Origin of the sequence: Pseudomonas sp. Leaf127 (genome assembly GCF_001423155.1) — a bacterium.
In the GTDB taxonomy this organism is placed as follows: domain Bacteria; phylum Pseudomonadota; class Gammaproteobacteria; order Pseudomonadales; family Pseudomonadaceae; genus Aquipseudomonas; species Aquipseudomonas ovata.
Genome location: NZ_LMOA01000024.1, coordinates 1 through 15,060, shown reverse-complemented (window position 1 = coordinate 15,060; position 15,060 = coordinate 1). Strand labels below are relative to the sequence as shown.

Sequence of the window (15,060 nt, the reverse complement as noted above, 5' to 3'; positions counted from 1 at the left end):
AAGATTGCCTGTTTCTTGACCTTGCCGGTCAGGAACGAGAGCGACGCAAGACATGTGCCAGCGTCGATTCAACGCGGCTGGATGCTGTCCCATTCGGTGACGCTGGCGGTGCCGGTCTTGCGCTCATAGAGGCACAGCTCACGGCCCTGACGGTTGTTCATGTGCTTTTGCGGGTAATGTCCTTGCAACAGCACGGCATCGAACCCTGTGCGGTCATCGAAGCGGGCACTGTTGCCGACAGGCTTTACGTCCTTGAGCTGGCTGGCTTTCAGGCAGCCGGCCAGGACGGCCTTGTCGAGGTCTTTCCAGGCTTGTGCGCTGGACGCCTGGGCCTGGCCGATGGCGCAGGCGGCGGTCAGCAATACGACAAAGGCGGTTTTCATTGCAGTCTCCATGCACGGTCTATGGAGGGTGATGGTAACCCGGTGTGGGTGGGGCGAATACCGAGAACTGTAGCGATAAGACTTCCGGCTAAAGCGGATCGCCACCCGCAGCAGAGCAGCCTCCCAGAGGTTTGATGTGACCCTGAATTTCGGGCCTGGCACCAGGCTGTGGTAGGCGGCTTGCCGGCGATGGCTGTGTGACAGGCGCAGCAGGTGTATGGATCTTGCTGGCCTCATCGTCGGATCGCCGCCCGCAGCAGAGCAGCCTCCCACCCAGATTGATGTCGCCCAAGGTCTCGGGCCTGGCACCAGACTGTGGTAGGCAGCTTGCTGGCGATGACTATGGGGCAGACGCAGCAGGTGTATGGTCCTTGCTGGCCTCATCGTCGGATCGCCGCCCGCAGCAGAGCAGCCTCCCACCCCAGATTGATGTCGCCCAGAATATCGGGCCTGACACCGGACTGTGGGAGGCGGCTTGCCGGCGATGGCGATGGGACAGGCGCAGAAGATGGTTTGGCCTTGCCTTATCGTCGGATCGCCGACCGGCCCCGCCCACACGTTCAGCATTCGACCAGATTTGGCTTGACTGATTCGGCGTCAGTCCTGCCGTGCAGCCGTTATGCGTCGGCCTGCACGGCGCGTGCGGCCTCGACCAGGCAGCGGGTCAGTTCCGGTGACGAAAACTTGGTCAGGACCGCATCGGCCCCGGCCGCCCGGGCCTTTTCACTGTTCATGGCGCTGTTGAGCGAGGTGTGCAACAGGATGTACAGGTCCTGGAAGTCCGGGGTTTCACGCAAGGTGCGGGTCAGCGCGTAGCCGTCCATCTCGGACATTTCGATGTCCGAAACCAGAATGTTGATCTGGCCGGGTGTGCCTTGCAGTTCCAGCAATACATCCATGGCCTCGCGCGCACTGCGCGCGGTGTGGCATTCGATGCCCAGTGTGCGCAGCGTAAGGATCGATTGCTGCAGCGCGACCTGGCTGTCGTCGACCACCAGGATGCGCGCCGTGTTCAGCAGTTCGGTTTCTTCGCTGCTCAACTGGTCCGGCTCGGCGATGATCTGCGCCGGCGAGATGCCATGGATCACTTTCTCGATGTCCAGTACCTGCACGAGGACGCCATCGACCTGGGTGACACCGGTGATGAAGGAGCGATTGCTGGAGCCATAGGGCGGGGGGCGAATGTCGGTGCTCAGGCAATGGACAATGCGCACCACAGCCTGCACATGCAGGCCTTGTTTGCTGCGACTCACATCGGTAACGATCAGGCAGCCGGCATCCGGGTCGGCCAGCGGTTGGCCGCCAATGGCACGGCTCAGGTCGATCACCGACAGTGAGACACCGCGCAGAATGGCGATGCCTTTGACGTGAGGGTGCGACTCGGGCAGGTGGGTCAGGGGAGGACAGGGGATGATCTCGCTGACCTTGAGCAGGTTGATTGCCATCAGCTTGCCGCTACGCAAGGTGAACAGCAGCAACGAGAGAGAGTCTGCCCGCACGTTCCTGGTGGACATAAGAACCTTCTGAATGGAGTGGCGTCGACCACGGGATAACGGCTGCAGGCAGGAAATACATCTCTGCGCAGCTGACCGTGGGCCATGGACTGAGAATAGCGGGTTGGCATGATTTGGCCCGCGAGCCGGTTCACGCTTTTGGCACAGGTCGGTGGCGCAGGTCGACAAAAATGTAGATCTATACTGGCAGTTTGGCTTTGTTGACGTCAAATCCAGTGCCGATATCAACGTTCCGGTGTGGCAAAAGATCGCAGGCTTCTTTATAAAGGCAGGCCTGCGACAAATGACCACGCGCCGTTCGGGGTGCAAAACCTGCGGCAAATCACCGCATCCTTCATAGGGTCGGGTGTGCGACAAATCAGCGCATTAAGGCCTTTATAAGGGGTGTGCGACAAAAGGCCGCAGCCTTCTATATATAAGGAAGAAATCTGCGTCCGATGGTCGCACCCAAAAGGGCGCCAACTGCGGTGCCATCCAGCCGGAAAAAGCGCCCGCAGAGCGCCCAACCCCTTGAGTTGTCGGCAGATGACGCCGATCATCGCGGCCAACACCGCACTCCAATTCGAAAGGTAAGTGAATGAGCGACAACATGTTGTACCTGAGGCGCGAGAAACGCTTTCTGGTTCTGCTGGGAATCATCTGCCTGTCGCTGATCGGCGGCGCCCTGTACATGCAGGTGGTGCTTGGCGAAGCGCCTTGCCCGCTGTGTATCCTGCAGCGCTACGCCTTGCTGGGCATCGCCTTGTTCGCCTTCATCGGTGCGGCAATGCCCGGCCGACGCAGCCTGACGCTGCTCGAAACGCTGGTCGTGCTCAGTGCCATCGGCGGCATTGCGGCAGCTGGCCGGCATGTCTGGGTGCTGGCCAATCCGGCGGTCAGTTGTGGTATCGACACCCTGCAACCGATCGTGGATGGTCTACCCTTGGCTTCAATGTTTCCGTTGGGGTTTCAGGTCAGCGGCTTCTGCTCCACACCCTATCCGCCAGTTCTGGGACTGTCCCTGGCGCAGTGGGCTCTGGTAGCATTCGTTCTGACGGCTGTGCTGGTTCCCTTGGGGATCATTCGTAACCGGCGTAAGCCTTATGGTTTACAAGGACTTTAGTCAGGAATGCCCCGTTTGACGGGGCGTTTTACCAGGCTCGGAGACAACAATATGTTGCAATTGTTACCGTGCCTGAGATTAACTGTTACAAAATAAGGCATAGTCAATAAAAACTTACATATCTACAATCGCCCGCAGTTATCGTCCGGCCCGGCTTGGCGATTAGCTGTTTTTGAGGCCCGGAGCGCCGCTGTGTACCCTACAGGCCGCGCAACGCTTGCCTCAGAGCGCACCGAATGGCCGCGCTGAAGAAGACTGTCGTGCACCACAGGCAGCCTTCAGCCATTCAGGATAAGAGACTCCAAGCTAAAACCGGATTTGTCGTTTCGCTACCGCGTTCTGGCAGGCCCTTGTTCAATTTTAAAAAATATGCCGGCACTGGCAGGGTGAAGTGTTGGCGGTCGAAACCCAACAGCACCGCGCAAGCTGCTTTTAGAGGTCGTGAGATGAGTAAAAATAGGTACCCCAGGTTTTTTGGCTACTTGGCCCTGTTGAGTATGCTTTTACTCAGTGGTTGTGAAGGCTTCCCGCTGCTCGACCCGAAAGGGCAGGTGGGTATCGAGCAACGCAACCTGATCGTTATCGCCACGTTGCTGATGCTGATCGTGGTCATCCCGGTCATTTTCATGACCTTCATCTTCGCCTGGAAATACCGCGCCACCAACAAGGCTGCCAAGTACACGCCTGACTGGTCGCACTCCACCAAGATCGAAGTGGCTGTCTGGGGCGTGCCGATCATCCTGCTGATCTTCCTGGGCTATTTCACCTACGTGTCGACGCACAAGCTCGATCCGTACCGTCCTCTGGATTCCGACGTCAAGCCGGTGGTCATCCAGGCCATCTCGCTGGACTGGAAATGGCTGTTCGTCTACCCGGAACTGGGCATTGCCACGGTCAACAAGATCGTCTTCCCGGCCAATACCCCGATCAATTTCCAGGTCACTTCCGACAGCGTGATGAACTCGTTCTTCATCCCGGGTCTGGGCGGCCAGATCTACGCGATGGCGGGCATGCACACCAAGTTGCACCTGATCGCCAACGAAAACCACGAGTTCAACGGTATCTCGGCCAACTACAGTGGCGCGGGCTTCACCGGCATGAAGTTCAAGGCTATCGCAACCAGCCAGGCTGATTACGAGGCCTGGATCAACGAAGTCAAGAATTCACCTAAACAGCTTGACTCGGCTGAATACGCAGCATTGCTCAAACCTAGCGAGCGCAACCCTGTCGAACTCTACTCCACTGTCACGCCTGGTCTGTTCCAGATCATCATCGACAAGTATGAGGGGATGAACCACGGGCCAAGCAAGCAGAGCATCCGTGACCAGAAACAGGTCACCGGTACCGATGGTGCGGTCAAGAGCGAACGTTCAGCTGCCGGGGCAGAGGAGTAAACAATGTTAGGCAAATTAAGTCTGGAATCAGTACCGTTCCACGAGCCGATAGTCATGGTGACCCTTGCCATGATCGCTCTGGGCGGTCTGGCCGTGGTCGGTGCAATCACCTACTTCAAGAAGTGGAACTACCTGTGGACCGAGTGGCTGACGTCGGTCGACCACAAGAAAATCGGCGTGATGTACATCATCGTGGCCATGGTCATGCTGCTGCGCGGCTTTGCCGACGCCATCATGATGCGTACCCAGCTGGCGATGGCGCAGAACGGCGCCGAAGGCTTCCTGCCGCCTGAGCACTATGACCAGATCTTCACCGCCCACGGTGTGATCATGATCATCTTCATGGCGATGCCTTTCTTCACCGGCCTGATGAACATCGTCCTGCCACTGCAGATCGGTGCGCGTGACGTTGCCTTCCCGTTCCTGAACTCCCTGAGCTTCTGGCTGCTGGTCGCCGGCATGCTGCTGATCAACATCTCCCTGGGTGTCGGTGAGTTCGCCAAGACGGGCTGGGTCGCCTATCCACCGCTGTCGGGCCTGCAATACAGTCCTGGCGTGGGGGTTGACTACTACATCTGGGCGCTACAGCTATCCGGACTGGGTACGACACTGACGGGTGTGAACTTCCTGGTCACCGTTCTGAAGATGCGTACGCCTGGCATGAAACTGATGGACATGCCGATCTTCACCTGGACCTGCACCTTCGCCAACGTCCTGATCGTGGCTTCGTTCCCGATCCTGACCGCGTGTCTGGCCCTGCTGACCCTCGACCGTTACCTGGACTTCCACATCTTCACGAACGAGTTGGGCGGTAACCCGATGATGTACGTGAACCTGTTCTGGGCATGGGGTCACCCTGAGGTGTACATCCTGGTCCTGCCAGCGTTCGGTGTGTTCTCCGAGGTCATCTCGACGTTCACCGGCAAGCGCCTGTTCGGCCACAAGTCGATGATCTTCGCGTCCGGCGGTATCTGCGTACTGGGCTTTGTGGTCTGGCTGCACCACTTCTTCACCATGGGCGCCGGCGCCAACGTCAACGCCTTCTTCGGCCTGGCGACGATGCTCATCGCGATCCCGACGGGTGTGAAGTTGTTCAACTGGCTGTTCACCATGTACCAGGGCCGTCTGCGCTTTACCGCGCCGGTCATGTGGACCCTGGGCTTCATGGTGACCTTCTCGATCGGCGGCATGACCGGCGTTCTGCTGGCCATTCCGGGTGCTGACTTCGTTCTGCACAACAGCCTGTTCGTGATTGCCCACTTCCACAACGTGATCATCGGCGGTGCGGTCTTCGGTTACATCGCAGGTTTCGCGTTCTGGTTCCCGAAAGCGTTCGGCTTCAAGCTGCACGAAGGCTGGGGCAAGTCCGCGTTCTGGTTCTGGATCGTCGGCTTCTTCGTTGCGTTCATGCCGCTGTACGCCCTGGGCTTCCTGGGCATGACCCGTCGCCTGAACGCGACCGACATGCCAGAGTGGAACGTCTACCTGGACATCGCGCTGTTCGGTGCCGTGCTGATTGCCTGTGGTATCGCTTCGCAACTGATCCAGCTGTTCGTCAGTATCCGCGACCGCCACAAGAACCCGGACGTCACCGGCGACCCATGGAATGGCCACACCCTGGAGTGGTCCACTTCGTCGCCACCGCCGTTCTACAACTTCGCCGTGCTGCCTGAAGCCAAGGACATCGATGCCTTCACCGATGCCAAGCGCGCAGGTACTGCGTACCAGGTTCCGGCCAAGTATTCGGCGATCCATATGCCGAACAACACGCCGACCGGCATGTACATGGGTCTGCTGCTGACCGTCTTCGGTTTCGCATTCATCTGGCACATCTGGTGGCTGGTGGGCGCAAGCCTGGTGGCAACCATCGCAGTCTTCGTTGCTCACGCTGCGCGTGACGACCAGGGCTACATGGTGCCGGCCGAAGAGGTTGCACGTATCGAAGGTGAGCATCACAAGGTCCTGGCGGCCAACGGTGCCTACACTCCTGTCAAGTCTCCGCTGGAACAGGTTTAAACAATGTCTAATACCGCTATTCACTCCGGAGCCCATGGTCACGACCACGATGACCACGGGCATGACGATCACCACGACAGTGGTGGCATGACGGTCTACGGCTTCTGGCTGTACCTGATGACCGACTGCGTGCTGTTTGCCTCGTTCTTCGCGGTCTATGCCGTGATGGTAAACAGCGTCGCCGGTGGCCCGTCGGGCCAGGACATCTTCCTGCTGCCATTCGTGGCCGTGGAAACCGCGTTCCTGCTGGTCAGCTCGATCACCTACGGCTTTGCCATGCTGGCACTGTACAAGGGCAACAAGAGCCAGGTCCTGGCCTGGCTGGCCCTGACGTTCGTGTGCGGTGCGGCGTTCATCGCCATGGAAGTCTACGAGTTCCATCACCTGATCCACGAAGGCTACGGTCCAAGCAAGAGCGGCTTCCTGTCAGCCTTCTTCTCGCTGGTCGGCCTGCACGGCGTCCACGTGACCAGTGGTCTGATCTGGATGGGCATCATGATGTATCAGGTCCAGAAAAAGGGCCTGACCAACACCAACAAGACCCGCCTGAGCTGCCTGAGCCTGTTCTGGCACTTCCTGGACGTGGTCTGGATTGGCGTGTTCACCATCGTTTATCTGCTGGGGGCGCTGTAAATGGCTAATCCACATAACTCTGCCGGTGATCACGGCCACGCCGACGATCACAGCCACGGCTCGGTGAAGTCGTACATGATCGGCTTCGTACTGTCGATCATCCTGACGGCCATACCGTTCGCGCTGGTGATGTCTCCGGTTCTGCCGAAAGACACTACCATCATGATCATCATGGCCTTCGCGATCATCCAGATCCTAGTGCACCTGCATTACTTCCTGCACCTGGACTTCAGCAACACGCAGCGCAACAACGTGACGGCATTTGTCTTCACCGCGTTGGTGATCGTGTTCCTGGTCGGCCTGTCGCTGTGGATCATCTTCAGCATCCACCGTGAAATGATGGCGCAGTGAGGAAATCCTGATGTCGCTGAAGCACTTTATCCAAATCACCAAACCGGGGATCATTTTCGGTAATGTGCTTTCGGTGGCAGGTGGCTTTTTCCTGGCTTCCAAGGGGGATATCGATCTAGTCGTGCTTCTGGCGGCGATCATCGGGACCTCGCTGGTCGTAGCCTCCGGTTGCGTGTTCAACAACTGCATCGACCGTGACATCGACCAGCGCATGGAGCGTACGCGCAACCGTGTGCTGGTCCAGGGCCTGGTTTCATTGAAACTGGCCCTGCTGTACGGAACGATTCTCGGCGTGGCGGGCGTGGGGTTGCTGTACACCTACGCCAACCCGCTGTCGGCGCTGCTGGTGGTGATCGGCTTCGTGGTCTACGTCGGTCTCTACAGCCTGTACTTCAAGCGCAAGTCGGTGCACGGCACGCTGATCGGCAGCCTGTCGGGGGCCATGCCTCCGGTGGTCGGCTATTGCGCCGTGAGCAACAGCTTCGACTTTGCGGCCCTGACGCTGCTGGTGATGTTCAGCCTGTGGCAGATGCCGCACTCGTATGCCATTGCGATCTTCCGCTTCAACGACTATCGCGCGGCGAAGATTCCGGTCCTGCCGGTCGAGCGTGGCATCCTGGTCACCAAACGCCATATCCTGCTGTACATCCTGGCGTTCCTGGTGGCGACCCTGATGCTGACGTTCGGCGGCTATGCCGGTCTGAACTACCTCGCCGTGGCCGCCGGCATGGGCATGTACTGGCTGTACATGGCCTGGAAAGGCTACAAGGCCGCTGACGATACCGTCTGGGCGCGCAAGCTGTTCGTGTTCTCCATCGTCACCATCACCGCCCTGAGCGTGATGATGTCGGTGGACTTTCAGGTGACCGAGGAGTTGATGGTGACCTACGCGTTCTGAGGCCTGCCTGAGCGGTACCCAAAAGCCCTGTTCTGTGAACAGGGCTTTTTTATTGGTAACGATTTGTTAGATTGCTTTCAAAGCCGTGCATCACAGCCCGATAATCGCGGCACGCCACACGTCGTGAATCCGTACCTTGCGGCTTCAAGGTGTTTACATGTACAAGCGCTGTGTTGAAGTATCAGGGAATGGACAAGGATTTGCTTTTTGCAAGGAGTGCTTCAACGTCGTGCACTCACTTTTTTCGGGCTGCAGTTATCCTTGATGATGTGTGACTTACCATGATGTCAAATCAACAACAGGCCGCCACCCAAGCGCCGCTCGTCTCCATCATTGCTCCCTGCTACAACGCCGGGAAATACCTTGATTGTGCCATCGACAGCATTTTTGCCCAGGACTATGCACACTTCGAAGTCATCATCGTCGATGATGGCTCTACCGATGACAGCTACGCCAGGCTGCAGGCCCTTCAGGCCAGGTATCCTTTCCAGCTCTACCGCCAGCCCAATCAGGGCGTCAGTGCCGCGCTCAATCATGGCTTGCGCCATGCCCGTGGCGAGTACGTGGCCACGCCGGACCTGGACGACATCATGCTGCCGTTTTCGGTGCGTATTCGCGCCGAGTACCTGGACCAGCATCCGCAGGTCGGCATTGTCGGGGCATTGATCACCTACATGGACTGCGACGGCAAGGACCTCAAGTGCCAGCACCGCGATGAAGTCGAGTGCCTGCATTTCGATGAGGTGGTGCGCGGCGCCGTGGTGGTCGGCGCGCCGGTGGCGCTGTACCGCATGCAGGCGCTGCGCGACGCCGGCGGCTATGATCCGGCCATCAAGGTCCAGGACTTCCAGATCACCCTGCGTATTGCCGCCAAGGGTTATCGCATCGATGTGCTGCCGGTGAAGGTTACCCGTTACCGGCGCCATCCCAATAACCTGTCGCGCAAGTACAAGGTACTGCTCGATGCCGACCTGCAGGCGCTCTCGCCCTATGTCGATCATCCCGATTATCCCAGCGCCAAGGCCCGTGCGCTGCACAAGGCCCTCAAGTACGCGGTGGTCAGCGATAAGCCCTACGCGTGGAAACTCTTGCGCGACATTCCTTTCAAATACATGAACACCACCACCTGGCGTCGCTTCAAACGCCTGGTACTGCATCGCTGAGCCTCTTGTTCACTATCCGGAGTCCCATGAAATTCCTTGAGCTGTTGAAAGAACGAAAAACAAGAAAGCATCTGCGGCGCATGGACAAACTGGAGCGTTCGGCCGAAAAGATCAGGTTGCGGTATCCGCGCTATACGGTCGGTGTAGGGACGTACGGTATTCCCGAAGTGCTGGAGTTCGGCGATGACACGGTCCTGCGCATTGGCTCCTATACGTCCATCGCCGAAGGAGTGCGCATTCTGCTGGGCGGCGAGCATCGCACCGACTGGCTGACCACCTACCCGTTTCCGGCCATGGTCGACAACCTCGACGATATCAAGGACTACGCCCCCAGCAAGGGTGATGTAGTGATCGGCAGCGACTGCTGGATCTGCGCCGGGGCGACCATTCTCTCCGGGGTGACCATCGGTCATGGCGCGATCGTCGCGGCCGGTGCCATGGTTGCCCGTGACGTGGCCCCGTATTCGGTGGTCGGCGGCAATCCCTGCAAGTTCATCCGCTGGCGCTTTGACGAGGCCATGCGCGAAGAGCTGCTGCAGGCGGCCTGGTGGGACTGGCCGATGGACGAGGTCAAATCCATCGCCCGCGACCTGTGTACCCGCGACCCTGAAAGCTTCCTGACCTACATGCGCCAGCGACAGGCTGCCCAGGCCGTTCCGGTTGGTTGAGGCTGCGTGATTTCAGACTCAGAACGCTAATCATCTGGCAGAATACGGTCTTGGCCTGACTCATCCAGGCAGTCTGCTAAAAAGAAAGAGGGCGTTATGAGTCAAGAAAGCATCAACTGGGACAATCTGGGTTTCGACTACATCAAGACCGACAAGCGCTTTCTGTCCTACTGGCGCAACGGCGCCTGGGAACAGGGTTCGTTGACCGAAGACAACGTCTTGCACATCAGTGAGGGCTCCACGGCCCTGCACTATGGCCAGCAGTGCTTCGAAGGCCTCAAGGCCTACCGTTGCAAGGATGGTTCGATCAACCTGTTCCGTCCCGACCAGAATGCCCAGCGCATGCAGCGCAGCTGCGCACGCCTGTTGATGCCGCAAGTCCCGACCGATGCCTTCATCGAGGCCTGCAAAGAGGTGGTGAAGGCCAACGAGCGTTTCATCCCGCCGTACGGTTCCGGTGGCGCGCTGTACCTGCGCCCGTTCGTGATCGGCGTGGGTGACAACATCGGCGTGCGCACCGCACCCGAGTTCATCTTCTCGATCTTCTGCATTCCGGTCGGCGCCTACTTCAAGGGCGGCCTGAAGCCGAACAACTTCGTGATCTCCGGCTACGACCGCGCCGCCCCCAACGGCACCGGTGCCGCCAAGGTCGGCGGCAACTACGCCGCCAGCCTGCTGCCGGGTTCCGAAGCCAAGAAAAACAGCTTCGCCGACTGCATCTACCTCGACCCGCAGACCCATTCGAAGATCGAGGAAGTCGGCTCGGCCAACTTCTTCGCCATCACCCACGACGACAAGTTCCTGACCCCGCGCTCGCCGTCGGTCCTGCCAGGCATCACCCGCCTGTCGCTGATCGAACTGGCCGCCAGCCGCCTGGGCCTGACGGTCGAAGAGGGCGATGTGTTCATCGACCAGCTCGACACCTTCAAGGAAGCCGGCGCTTGTGGCACCGCCGCGGTGATCACACCGATCGGCGGCATTTCCTACAAGGACAAGCTGCACGTGTTCTACAGCGAGACCGAAGTCGGTCCTGTGACCCAGCGGCTGTACAAGGAGCTGACCGGCGTGCAGAAAGGTGATGTCGAGGCGCCACAAGGCTGGATCGTCAAGGTCTGACCCCTCCGCTGTCGACGCATGGAAAAGGCAAGCATGGCTTGATGTCGATCAGCTAAGTCTCGATGCATACCTGTGGGAGGCAGCTGCTGGCGATAGCTGTGTGACAGACGCAGCAGGTGTGTTGGCCTTGCCGGCCTCATCGTCGGCTCGCCGCCCGCAGCAAGCCGCCTCCCACAGGATTGATGTCGCCCGGAATCTTGAGCCTGACACGGGACTGTGGGAGGCGGCTTGCCGGCGATGGCGATGGAGCAGACGCAGCAGACATATCGGCCTTGCCGGCCTCATCGTCGGCTCGCTGCCTGCAGCAGAGGCCCCTCCCACAATGCAGAATGGCGTCCTTCTTTCACTCTTCGGCAGATGCCGCGTCCTCCCTGGCCGGCCCGAGCACAATCGCCAAATGCCGCAGGTCATCGACCTCCAGGCTAAGGCTCTTGCCCGAAGGGCTCATGACCAGGTTGCCCAGAGCAAAAAAAGTGAAGAACTTCACTTCATCGGCGTGGCTGAGCAGTTCGTTGATGTAGCGGCTGGAGCGATAGGCCTGCATCCTCGCCGGCGAGACGTACAGGCTGACCCGCTTGCCGTCGATGCGATCGAAAAACACGAACTTGAAGCCGACACCATAACGCTCCACCAGTCCGCCACCGAACATCACCCGGTCCTTATCGCCGGCCTGCGCATACTTGATATGCCGAAAGTACGAACGCAGCGTGACCTCGCCTTGCCCTGCAACCCGTAGCGTCAGGTGCTTGAAATCCTCAGGCGACAGCTCGGCCCTGGCCTGACGGTAGAAATCCACCAGGCGCTCCAGGTTATTGGTGCGGGTCTCGCTGTAGCGCGGCGTGGCCGGCTCCCTGGGTGGCAGCACGAGGCCTGCGGGGGCAGGCTGTTCTGACGGTTTACCAACCATCTCGCGCGTCGCGGCTTCCTTGACCGGCTCCTTCGGGTTCGGATCGAAGACATCGATGGCATCGTCGAGCTTGCGCTTGAGCTGGCGTAGCCGGGTCTGCGGATCGCTTGAGGATGTCAGTTCGGTCTCAGGGTCGCTGTCATCGACCCATTCGCAATCGGCGTGGTGGTCATAATGTGGATTGGCACGGAAGTGCGCCGAGACAAATGTCGGGTTGTCCTGGGGTTTGACGTCGTAACGCACCCCGGTGACCTTTACGCCCTGCGCGCGGCACGGCTCGCTTGAGCACAGAAACTCAAAGCGGGCGCGGGGTGGTTCCTGGGAGAAGTATTCACGCCGCGCAGCGACAATCGACAGCTCCTGCTGCAGTTCGACACAAAAGGCGCGGGTGATGGGCTTTGTGGGTTTCATACGATACATCCCTGATGCCGTGTGCGTTGACAGCTTACTGGTTCTCGATATGGGACAAGTGATTTCAAGAGATGATGCATTGAGAGCGAGGGGAGGATAGGCGTTTGATTACCGGTGCCTGTATCAGGCGTCTTGGGCCTCTGGAGTGAGTGGGTTGGTCAACGGCATTTTTGGCGGGTAAGACCCTCTTTTTGGGGTGAAAGCCTGGCCCATATAAATCAAAGGGTTAGGCGTGTGAAAGAAAAATGGTTAATTAGATGAAAAGGAGTATTTTTCTTTTAAAACGAGAGGTTGTCGAGCAAAGTGTCTACTTCACTGCCGTATAGGCAGCTCAGAAAGTGAATGGCGCCGCAATATCCACGCCGCTCTGCTTCACTGCCGTATAGGCAGCTCAGAAAAGGAGCTGGTGAATAACCGCCTCAAAAAGGGCCTTCACTGCCGTATACGCAGCTCAGAAAATGAAGTCGCAGCGAGCAGGGCCGCAAGCAAAACTCCACTGCCGCACAGGCAGCTTAGGGTGTGCCGACCGGATGAAGGTGGCAGCGTATGAAGCAATATTCATACACCGCCCCATCCTTTACTGAATCACACCACATGCCGCACGATCGCCGCCACCACCCAAGGGTTTGGGGTGGTCCGAGTGGTTATCGCCGCCTGCATGAATCATCAGTGCGTGTCCCTTGATTTGCGAAAGCTCTTTAATGCGGGGTGCCAGCACCGGGTAGTCGGCCGTGCCGTCTGCGTTCACGTAGATTGCCGGCAAGTCGCCCAAGTGGCCGTCCTTGTCATAAGGTCCCAGATGCTTTCCGGTCTTCTCTGGATCGAAGTGACCGCCTGCTGCCAGCGCGGCAACTTTGGCGCCGTCTTTAGTGCCAGCATCGCAACTGCCATTTTCGTGCACGTGAAAGCCATGCACTCCAGGCGGCAGCCCGGTCAGTTTTGGCGTGAAAACCAAGCCATAAGCCGTTTCTTCGATATTGACGCTACCAATCGATTTCGGCGCTCCGTCGGCACTGACCAGATTGACAGGCACATTCAATGACGCCGCATGAGCGTTGAGCGAAAATGCGCCGAGAAGGCCGAGCCAGAGAGTTTTGTTAAATATCATTCAACACATCCTGTCGTTTTCTGATTCGAAGTGAGAAGCAATCAAGAGTAGGCGTCTGCAGTGATGCCGTCCATCGTCCGCTACCCGTTGCATTCATGATTCTGGCAACGTTCGGAGCGTGTGGTTCCACTCGTCCTGCTGTCGCATAGCGTGTGCATCTGGAGGACAAAGCTGCAGAGCCTTGACTATTCTCAGATCAATCATTTGTGCTGTAGATCGATCCAACCTTTTGATGAGTGCAGCGGGCGTACCATGAAAGACCCCTACGCCTATGGTTTTTACAGCGCTTGCCTTGCGTTGACCGTCCTTGTGTTCGCTGCTTTTTTCAGCGTCAAAGTCGGTGCGGTGCAAGCCTGGCAAATCATTCAATCGACTTCGGCATTGCTTGAAGCACTGGCTGCAATCGGCATTGCTGGCGTGGCTTTCGCAGCGTACAGCACTTGGAAGCATGACGTTCGCCAGCAAAAAACCTTGAGCATCGTTTGGGATGCGAGCGTGGCCTTTCGTGAGATCGAAATTGGTTTCAGCGAGTGGTTTTTTGGTCCTGATGCGGAACAAAGAGCGGGCTCTGACAGTGAGCGGCTCAATGCCCAGCTCAGTACCAGCTCTCTAGGCCTGGCCATACGAGCATTCAGGAAACAGTGCATGCTGATTGATAAAGTCGTGTTGAGGCACAACTGGCGGTGGATCAATTATGCATCTGAGCTGGATATGCTTGTGCATGCATTGACTCGTCAGATTTTCGAGAAGACCAATAAAGATCGAGTCAGCTCAGGAATTGTCGATTTTCTTTACAGTGCCAAAGGGGGACAGCAATGTACTCAAGCACAATGGGAGGCTTTGCTGAGTGTTATTGAGCAAGAGCTCACAGCTCTAGAGGAGTTGTACGCGTAGCCTCTTTAATGCGGTCTGTACAGAATGAAAGGATGGGATGACGCAAGTAAAAGCTGCCCGTGCGGCAGTGAAGGAGCTGCATTGCAGCTACGCTGTAACTCTATTTTTTAAGCTGTCTACACGGCAGTGAAGTCGCATCAGTGTGTGACAGTGCCGCTCAACACCTTTCTGAGCTGCCTGCACGGCAGTGAAGGCCACGGAAGATGCTTTCCGCGACATGCTCAATTTCTGAGCTGCCTACACGGCAGTGAAGGCGAAGACGATAGCCAGCCTGGACGCGACGATTTTCTGAGCTGCCTACACGGCAGTGAAGCAGACCCTAAAACCGGCGTCCCGGATCGTGTCCCAGGAAGTGGTGTAACTCATCATGGCTCTGGCCACTGAGTTTGCCGTTTAGTTGATCACGGCCGACAGCTTGGCCTGCGGATTATCGCTGACTGCCTCGAAGGCCTCCAGTTGCATGTAGCGCCGTTGCAGGCACCACTCGTCGTTCTGTTCCAGC

14 protein-coding genes are annotated in these 15,060 nt (G+C 58.1%); 10 read left to right on the top strand and 4 right to left on the bottom strand.

All coding sequences use genetic code 11. The annotated features are described in order from the left end of the window. Positions 1 to 68 precede the first annotated feature (68 nt). Entirely contained in the window at positions 69 to 383 is a 315-nt protein-coding gene (locus ASF84_RS24770) for a hypothetical protein (protein WP_056841545.1), read from the bottom strand. Positions 384 to 1,000: 617 nt separating this feature from the next. Continuing rightward, positions 1,001 to 1,897 carry a chemotaxis protein CheV gene (locus tag ASF84_RS24765; RefSeq protein WP_056841544.1) on the bottom strand — a complete coding sequence of 299 codons (897 nt, stop codon included), beginning with the start codon at positions 1,895 to 1,897 and terminating at the stop codon, positions 1,001 to 1,003. A gap of 577 nt (positions 1,898 to 2,474) precedes the next feature. Between ASF84_RS24765 and ASF84_RS24760 the strand changes: the two genes are divergently transcribed. The 9 genes from ASF84_RS24760 to ASF84_RS24720 all read left to right on the top strand — a co-directional run bounded on the left by ASF84_RS24760 (position 2,475) and on the right by ASF84_RS24720 (position 11,238). Next, on the top strand, positions 2,475 to 2,999 hold the full coding sequence (locus ASF84_RS24760) for a disulfide bond formation protein B (RefSeq protein ID WP_056841543.1): 525 nt from the start codon (positions 2,475 to 2,477) through the stop codon (positions 2,997 to 2,999). 446 nt (positions 3,000 to 3,445) lie between these two features. Next, complete coding sequence (gene cyoA / locus ASF84_RS24755; protein WP_056841542.1) at positions 3,446 to 4,393, top strand: ubiquinol oxidase subunit II; 948 nt, start codon at positions 3,446 to 3,448, stop codon at positions 4,391 to 4,393. 3 nt (positions 4,394 to 4,396) lie between these two features. Continuing rightward, positions 4,397 to 6,409 (top strand): cytochrome o ubiquinol oxidase subunit I, encoded by a 2,013-nt coding sequence (gene cyoB, locus ASF84_RS24750; protein WP_056841541.1) that lies wholly within the window; start codon positions 4,397 to 4,399, stop codon positions 6,407 to 6,409. Between the two features lie 3 nt (positions 6,410 to 6,412). Further along, positions 6,413 to 7,042 (top strand): cytochrome o ubiquinol oxidase subunit III, encoded by a 630-nt coding sequence (gene cyoC / locus ASF84_RS24745; RefSeq protein WP_056841540.1) that lies wholly within the window; start codon positions 6,413 to 6,415, stop codon positions 7,040 to 7,042. Further along, positions 7,043 to 7,393, top strand: a complete 351-nt coding sequence (gene cyoD / locus ASF84_RS24740) for a cytochrome o ubiquinol oxidase subunit IV (protein ID WP_056841539.1) — start codon at positions 7,043 to 7,045, stop codon at positions 7,391 to 7,393. 10 nt (positions 7,394 to 7,403) lie between these two features. Further along, on the top strand, positions 7,404 to 8,291 hold the full coding sequence (gene cyoE / locus ASF84_RS24735; RefSeq protein WP_056841538.1) for a heme o synthase: 888 nt from the start codon (positions 7,404 to 7,406) through the stop codon (positions 8,289 to 8,291). A gap of 281 nt (positions 8,292 to 8,572) precedes the next feature. Beyond that, positions 8,573 to 9,454, top strand: coding sequence for a glycosyltransferase family 2 protein (locus ASF84_RS24730; RefSeq protein WP_056841537.1), 882 nt, complete (start codon positions 8,573 to 8,575; stop codon positions 9,452 to 9,454). A 26-nt stretch (positions 9,455 to 9,480) separates the two neighbouring features. After that, a complete protein-coding gene (locus tag ASF84_RS24725; RefSeq protein ID WP_056841536.1) occupies positions 9,481 to 10,122 on the top strand; it encodes a CatB-related O-acetyltransferase in 642 nt (213 codons plus the stop codon). A gap of 42 nt (positions 10,123 to 10,164) precedes the next feature. Next, entirely contained in the window at positions 10,165 to 11,238 is a 1,074-nt protein-coding gene (locus ASF84_RS24720; RefSeq protein WP_269084957.1) for a branched-chain amino acid aminotransferase, read from the top strand. A gap of 343 nt (positions 11,239 to 11,581) precedes the next feature. Here ASF84_RS24720 and ASF84_RS24715 read toward each other — a convergent pair whose 3' ends face one another. Both ASF84_RS24715 and sodC read right to left on the bottom strand, forming a co-directional pair. Further along, positions 11,582 to 12,556 carry a hypothetical protein gene (locus ASF84_RS24715; protein WP_056841534.1) on the bottom strand — a complete coding sequence of 325 codons (975 nt, stop codon included), beginning with the start codon at positions 12,554 to 12,556 and terminating at the stop codon, positions 11,582 to 11,584. A gap of 577 nt (positions 12,557 to 13,133) precedes the next feature. Continuing rightward, positions 13,134 to 13,664 carry a superoxide dismutase family protein gene (gene sodC, locus ASF84_RS24710; protein ID WP_056841533.1) on the bottom strand — a complete coding sequence of 177 codons (531 nt, stop codon included), beginning with the start codon at positions 13,662 to 13,664 and terminating at the stop codon, positions 13,134 to 13,136. A 252-nt stretch (positions 13,665 to 13,916) separates the two neighbouring features. Between sodC and ASF84_RS24705 the strand changes: the two genes are divergently transcribed. Continuing rightward, positions 13,917 to 14,558, top strand: a complete 642-nt coding sequence (locus tag ASF84_RS24705) for a hypothetical protein (RefSeq protein ID WP_056841532.1) — start codon at positions 13,917 to 13,919, stop codon at positions 14,556 to 14,558. The last annotated feature ends 502 nt before the right edge of the window (positions 14,559 to 15,060 follow it).

Excerpts from the sequence above, each read along its gene's own strand:
- ASF84_RS24760 (WP_056841543.1), top strand. The coding sequence starts at position 2,475 with ATGAGCGACAACATGTTGTACCTGAGGCGCGAGAAACGCTTTCTGGTT.
- ASF84_RS24705 (WP_056841532.1), top strand. The coding sequence starts at position 13,917 with ATGAAAGACCCCTACGCCTATGGTTTTTACAGCGCTTGCCTTGCGTTG.
- cyoC (WP_056841540.1), top strand. The coding sequence starts at position 6,413 with ATGTCTAATACCGCTATTCACTCCGGAGCCCATGGTCACGACCACGAT.
- ASF84_RS24715 (WP_056841534.1), bottom strand. The coding sequence starts at position 12,556 with ATGAAACCCACAAAGCCCATCACCCGCGCCTTTTGTGTCGAACTGCAG.
- cyoA (WP_056841542.1), top strand. The coding sequence starts at position 3,446 with ATGAGTAAAAATAGGTACCCCAGGTTTTTTGGCTACTTGGCCCTGTTG.
- cyoB (WP_056841541.1), top strand. The coding sequence starts at position 4,397 with ATGTTAGGCAAATTAAGTCTGGAATCAGTACCGTTCCACGAGCCGATA.
- ASF84_RS24725 (WP_056841536.1), top strand. The coding sequence starts at position 9,481 with ATGAAATTCCTTGAGCTGTTGAAAGAACGAAAAACAAGAAAGCATCTG.
- ASF84_RS24770 (WP_056841545.1), bottom strand. The coding sequence starts at position 383 with ATGAAAACCGCCTTTGTCGTATTGCTGACCGCCGCCTGCGCCATCGGC.
- cyoD (WP_056841539.1), top strand. The coding sequence starts at position 7,043 with ATGGCTAATCCACATAACTCTGCCGGTGATCACGGCCACGCCGACGAT.
- cyoE (WP_056841538.1), top strand. The coding sequence starts at position 7,404 with ATGTCGCTGAAGCACTTTATCCAAATCACCAAACCGGGGATCATTTTC.
- ASF84_RS24730 (WP_056841537.1), top strand. The coding sequence starts at position 8,573 with ATGATGTCAAATCAACAACAGGCCGCCACCCAAGCGCCGCTCGTCTCC.
- sodC (WP_056841533.1), bottom strand. The coding sequence starts at position 13,664 with ATGATATTTAACAAAACTCTCTGGCTCGGCCTTCTCGGCGCATTTTCG.
- ASF84_RS24765 (WP_056841544.1), bottom strand. The coding sequence starts at position 1,897 with ATGTCCACCAGGAACGTGCGGGCAGACTCTCTCTCGTTGCTGCTGTTC.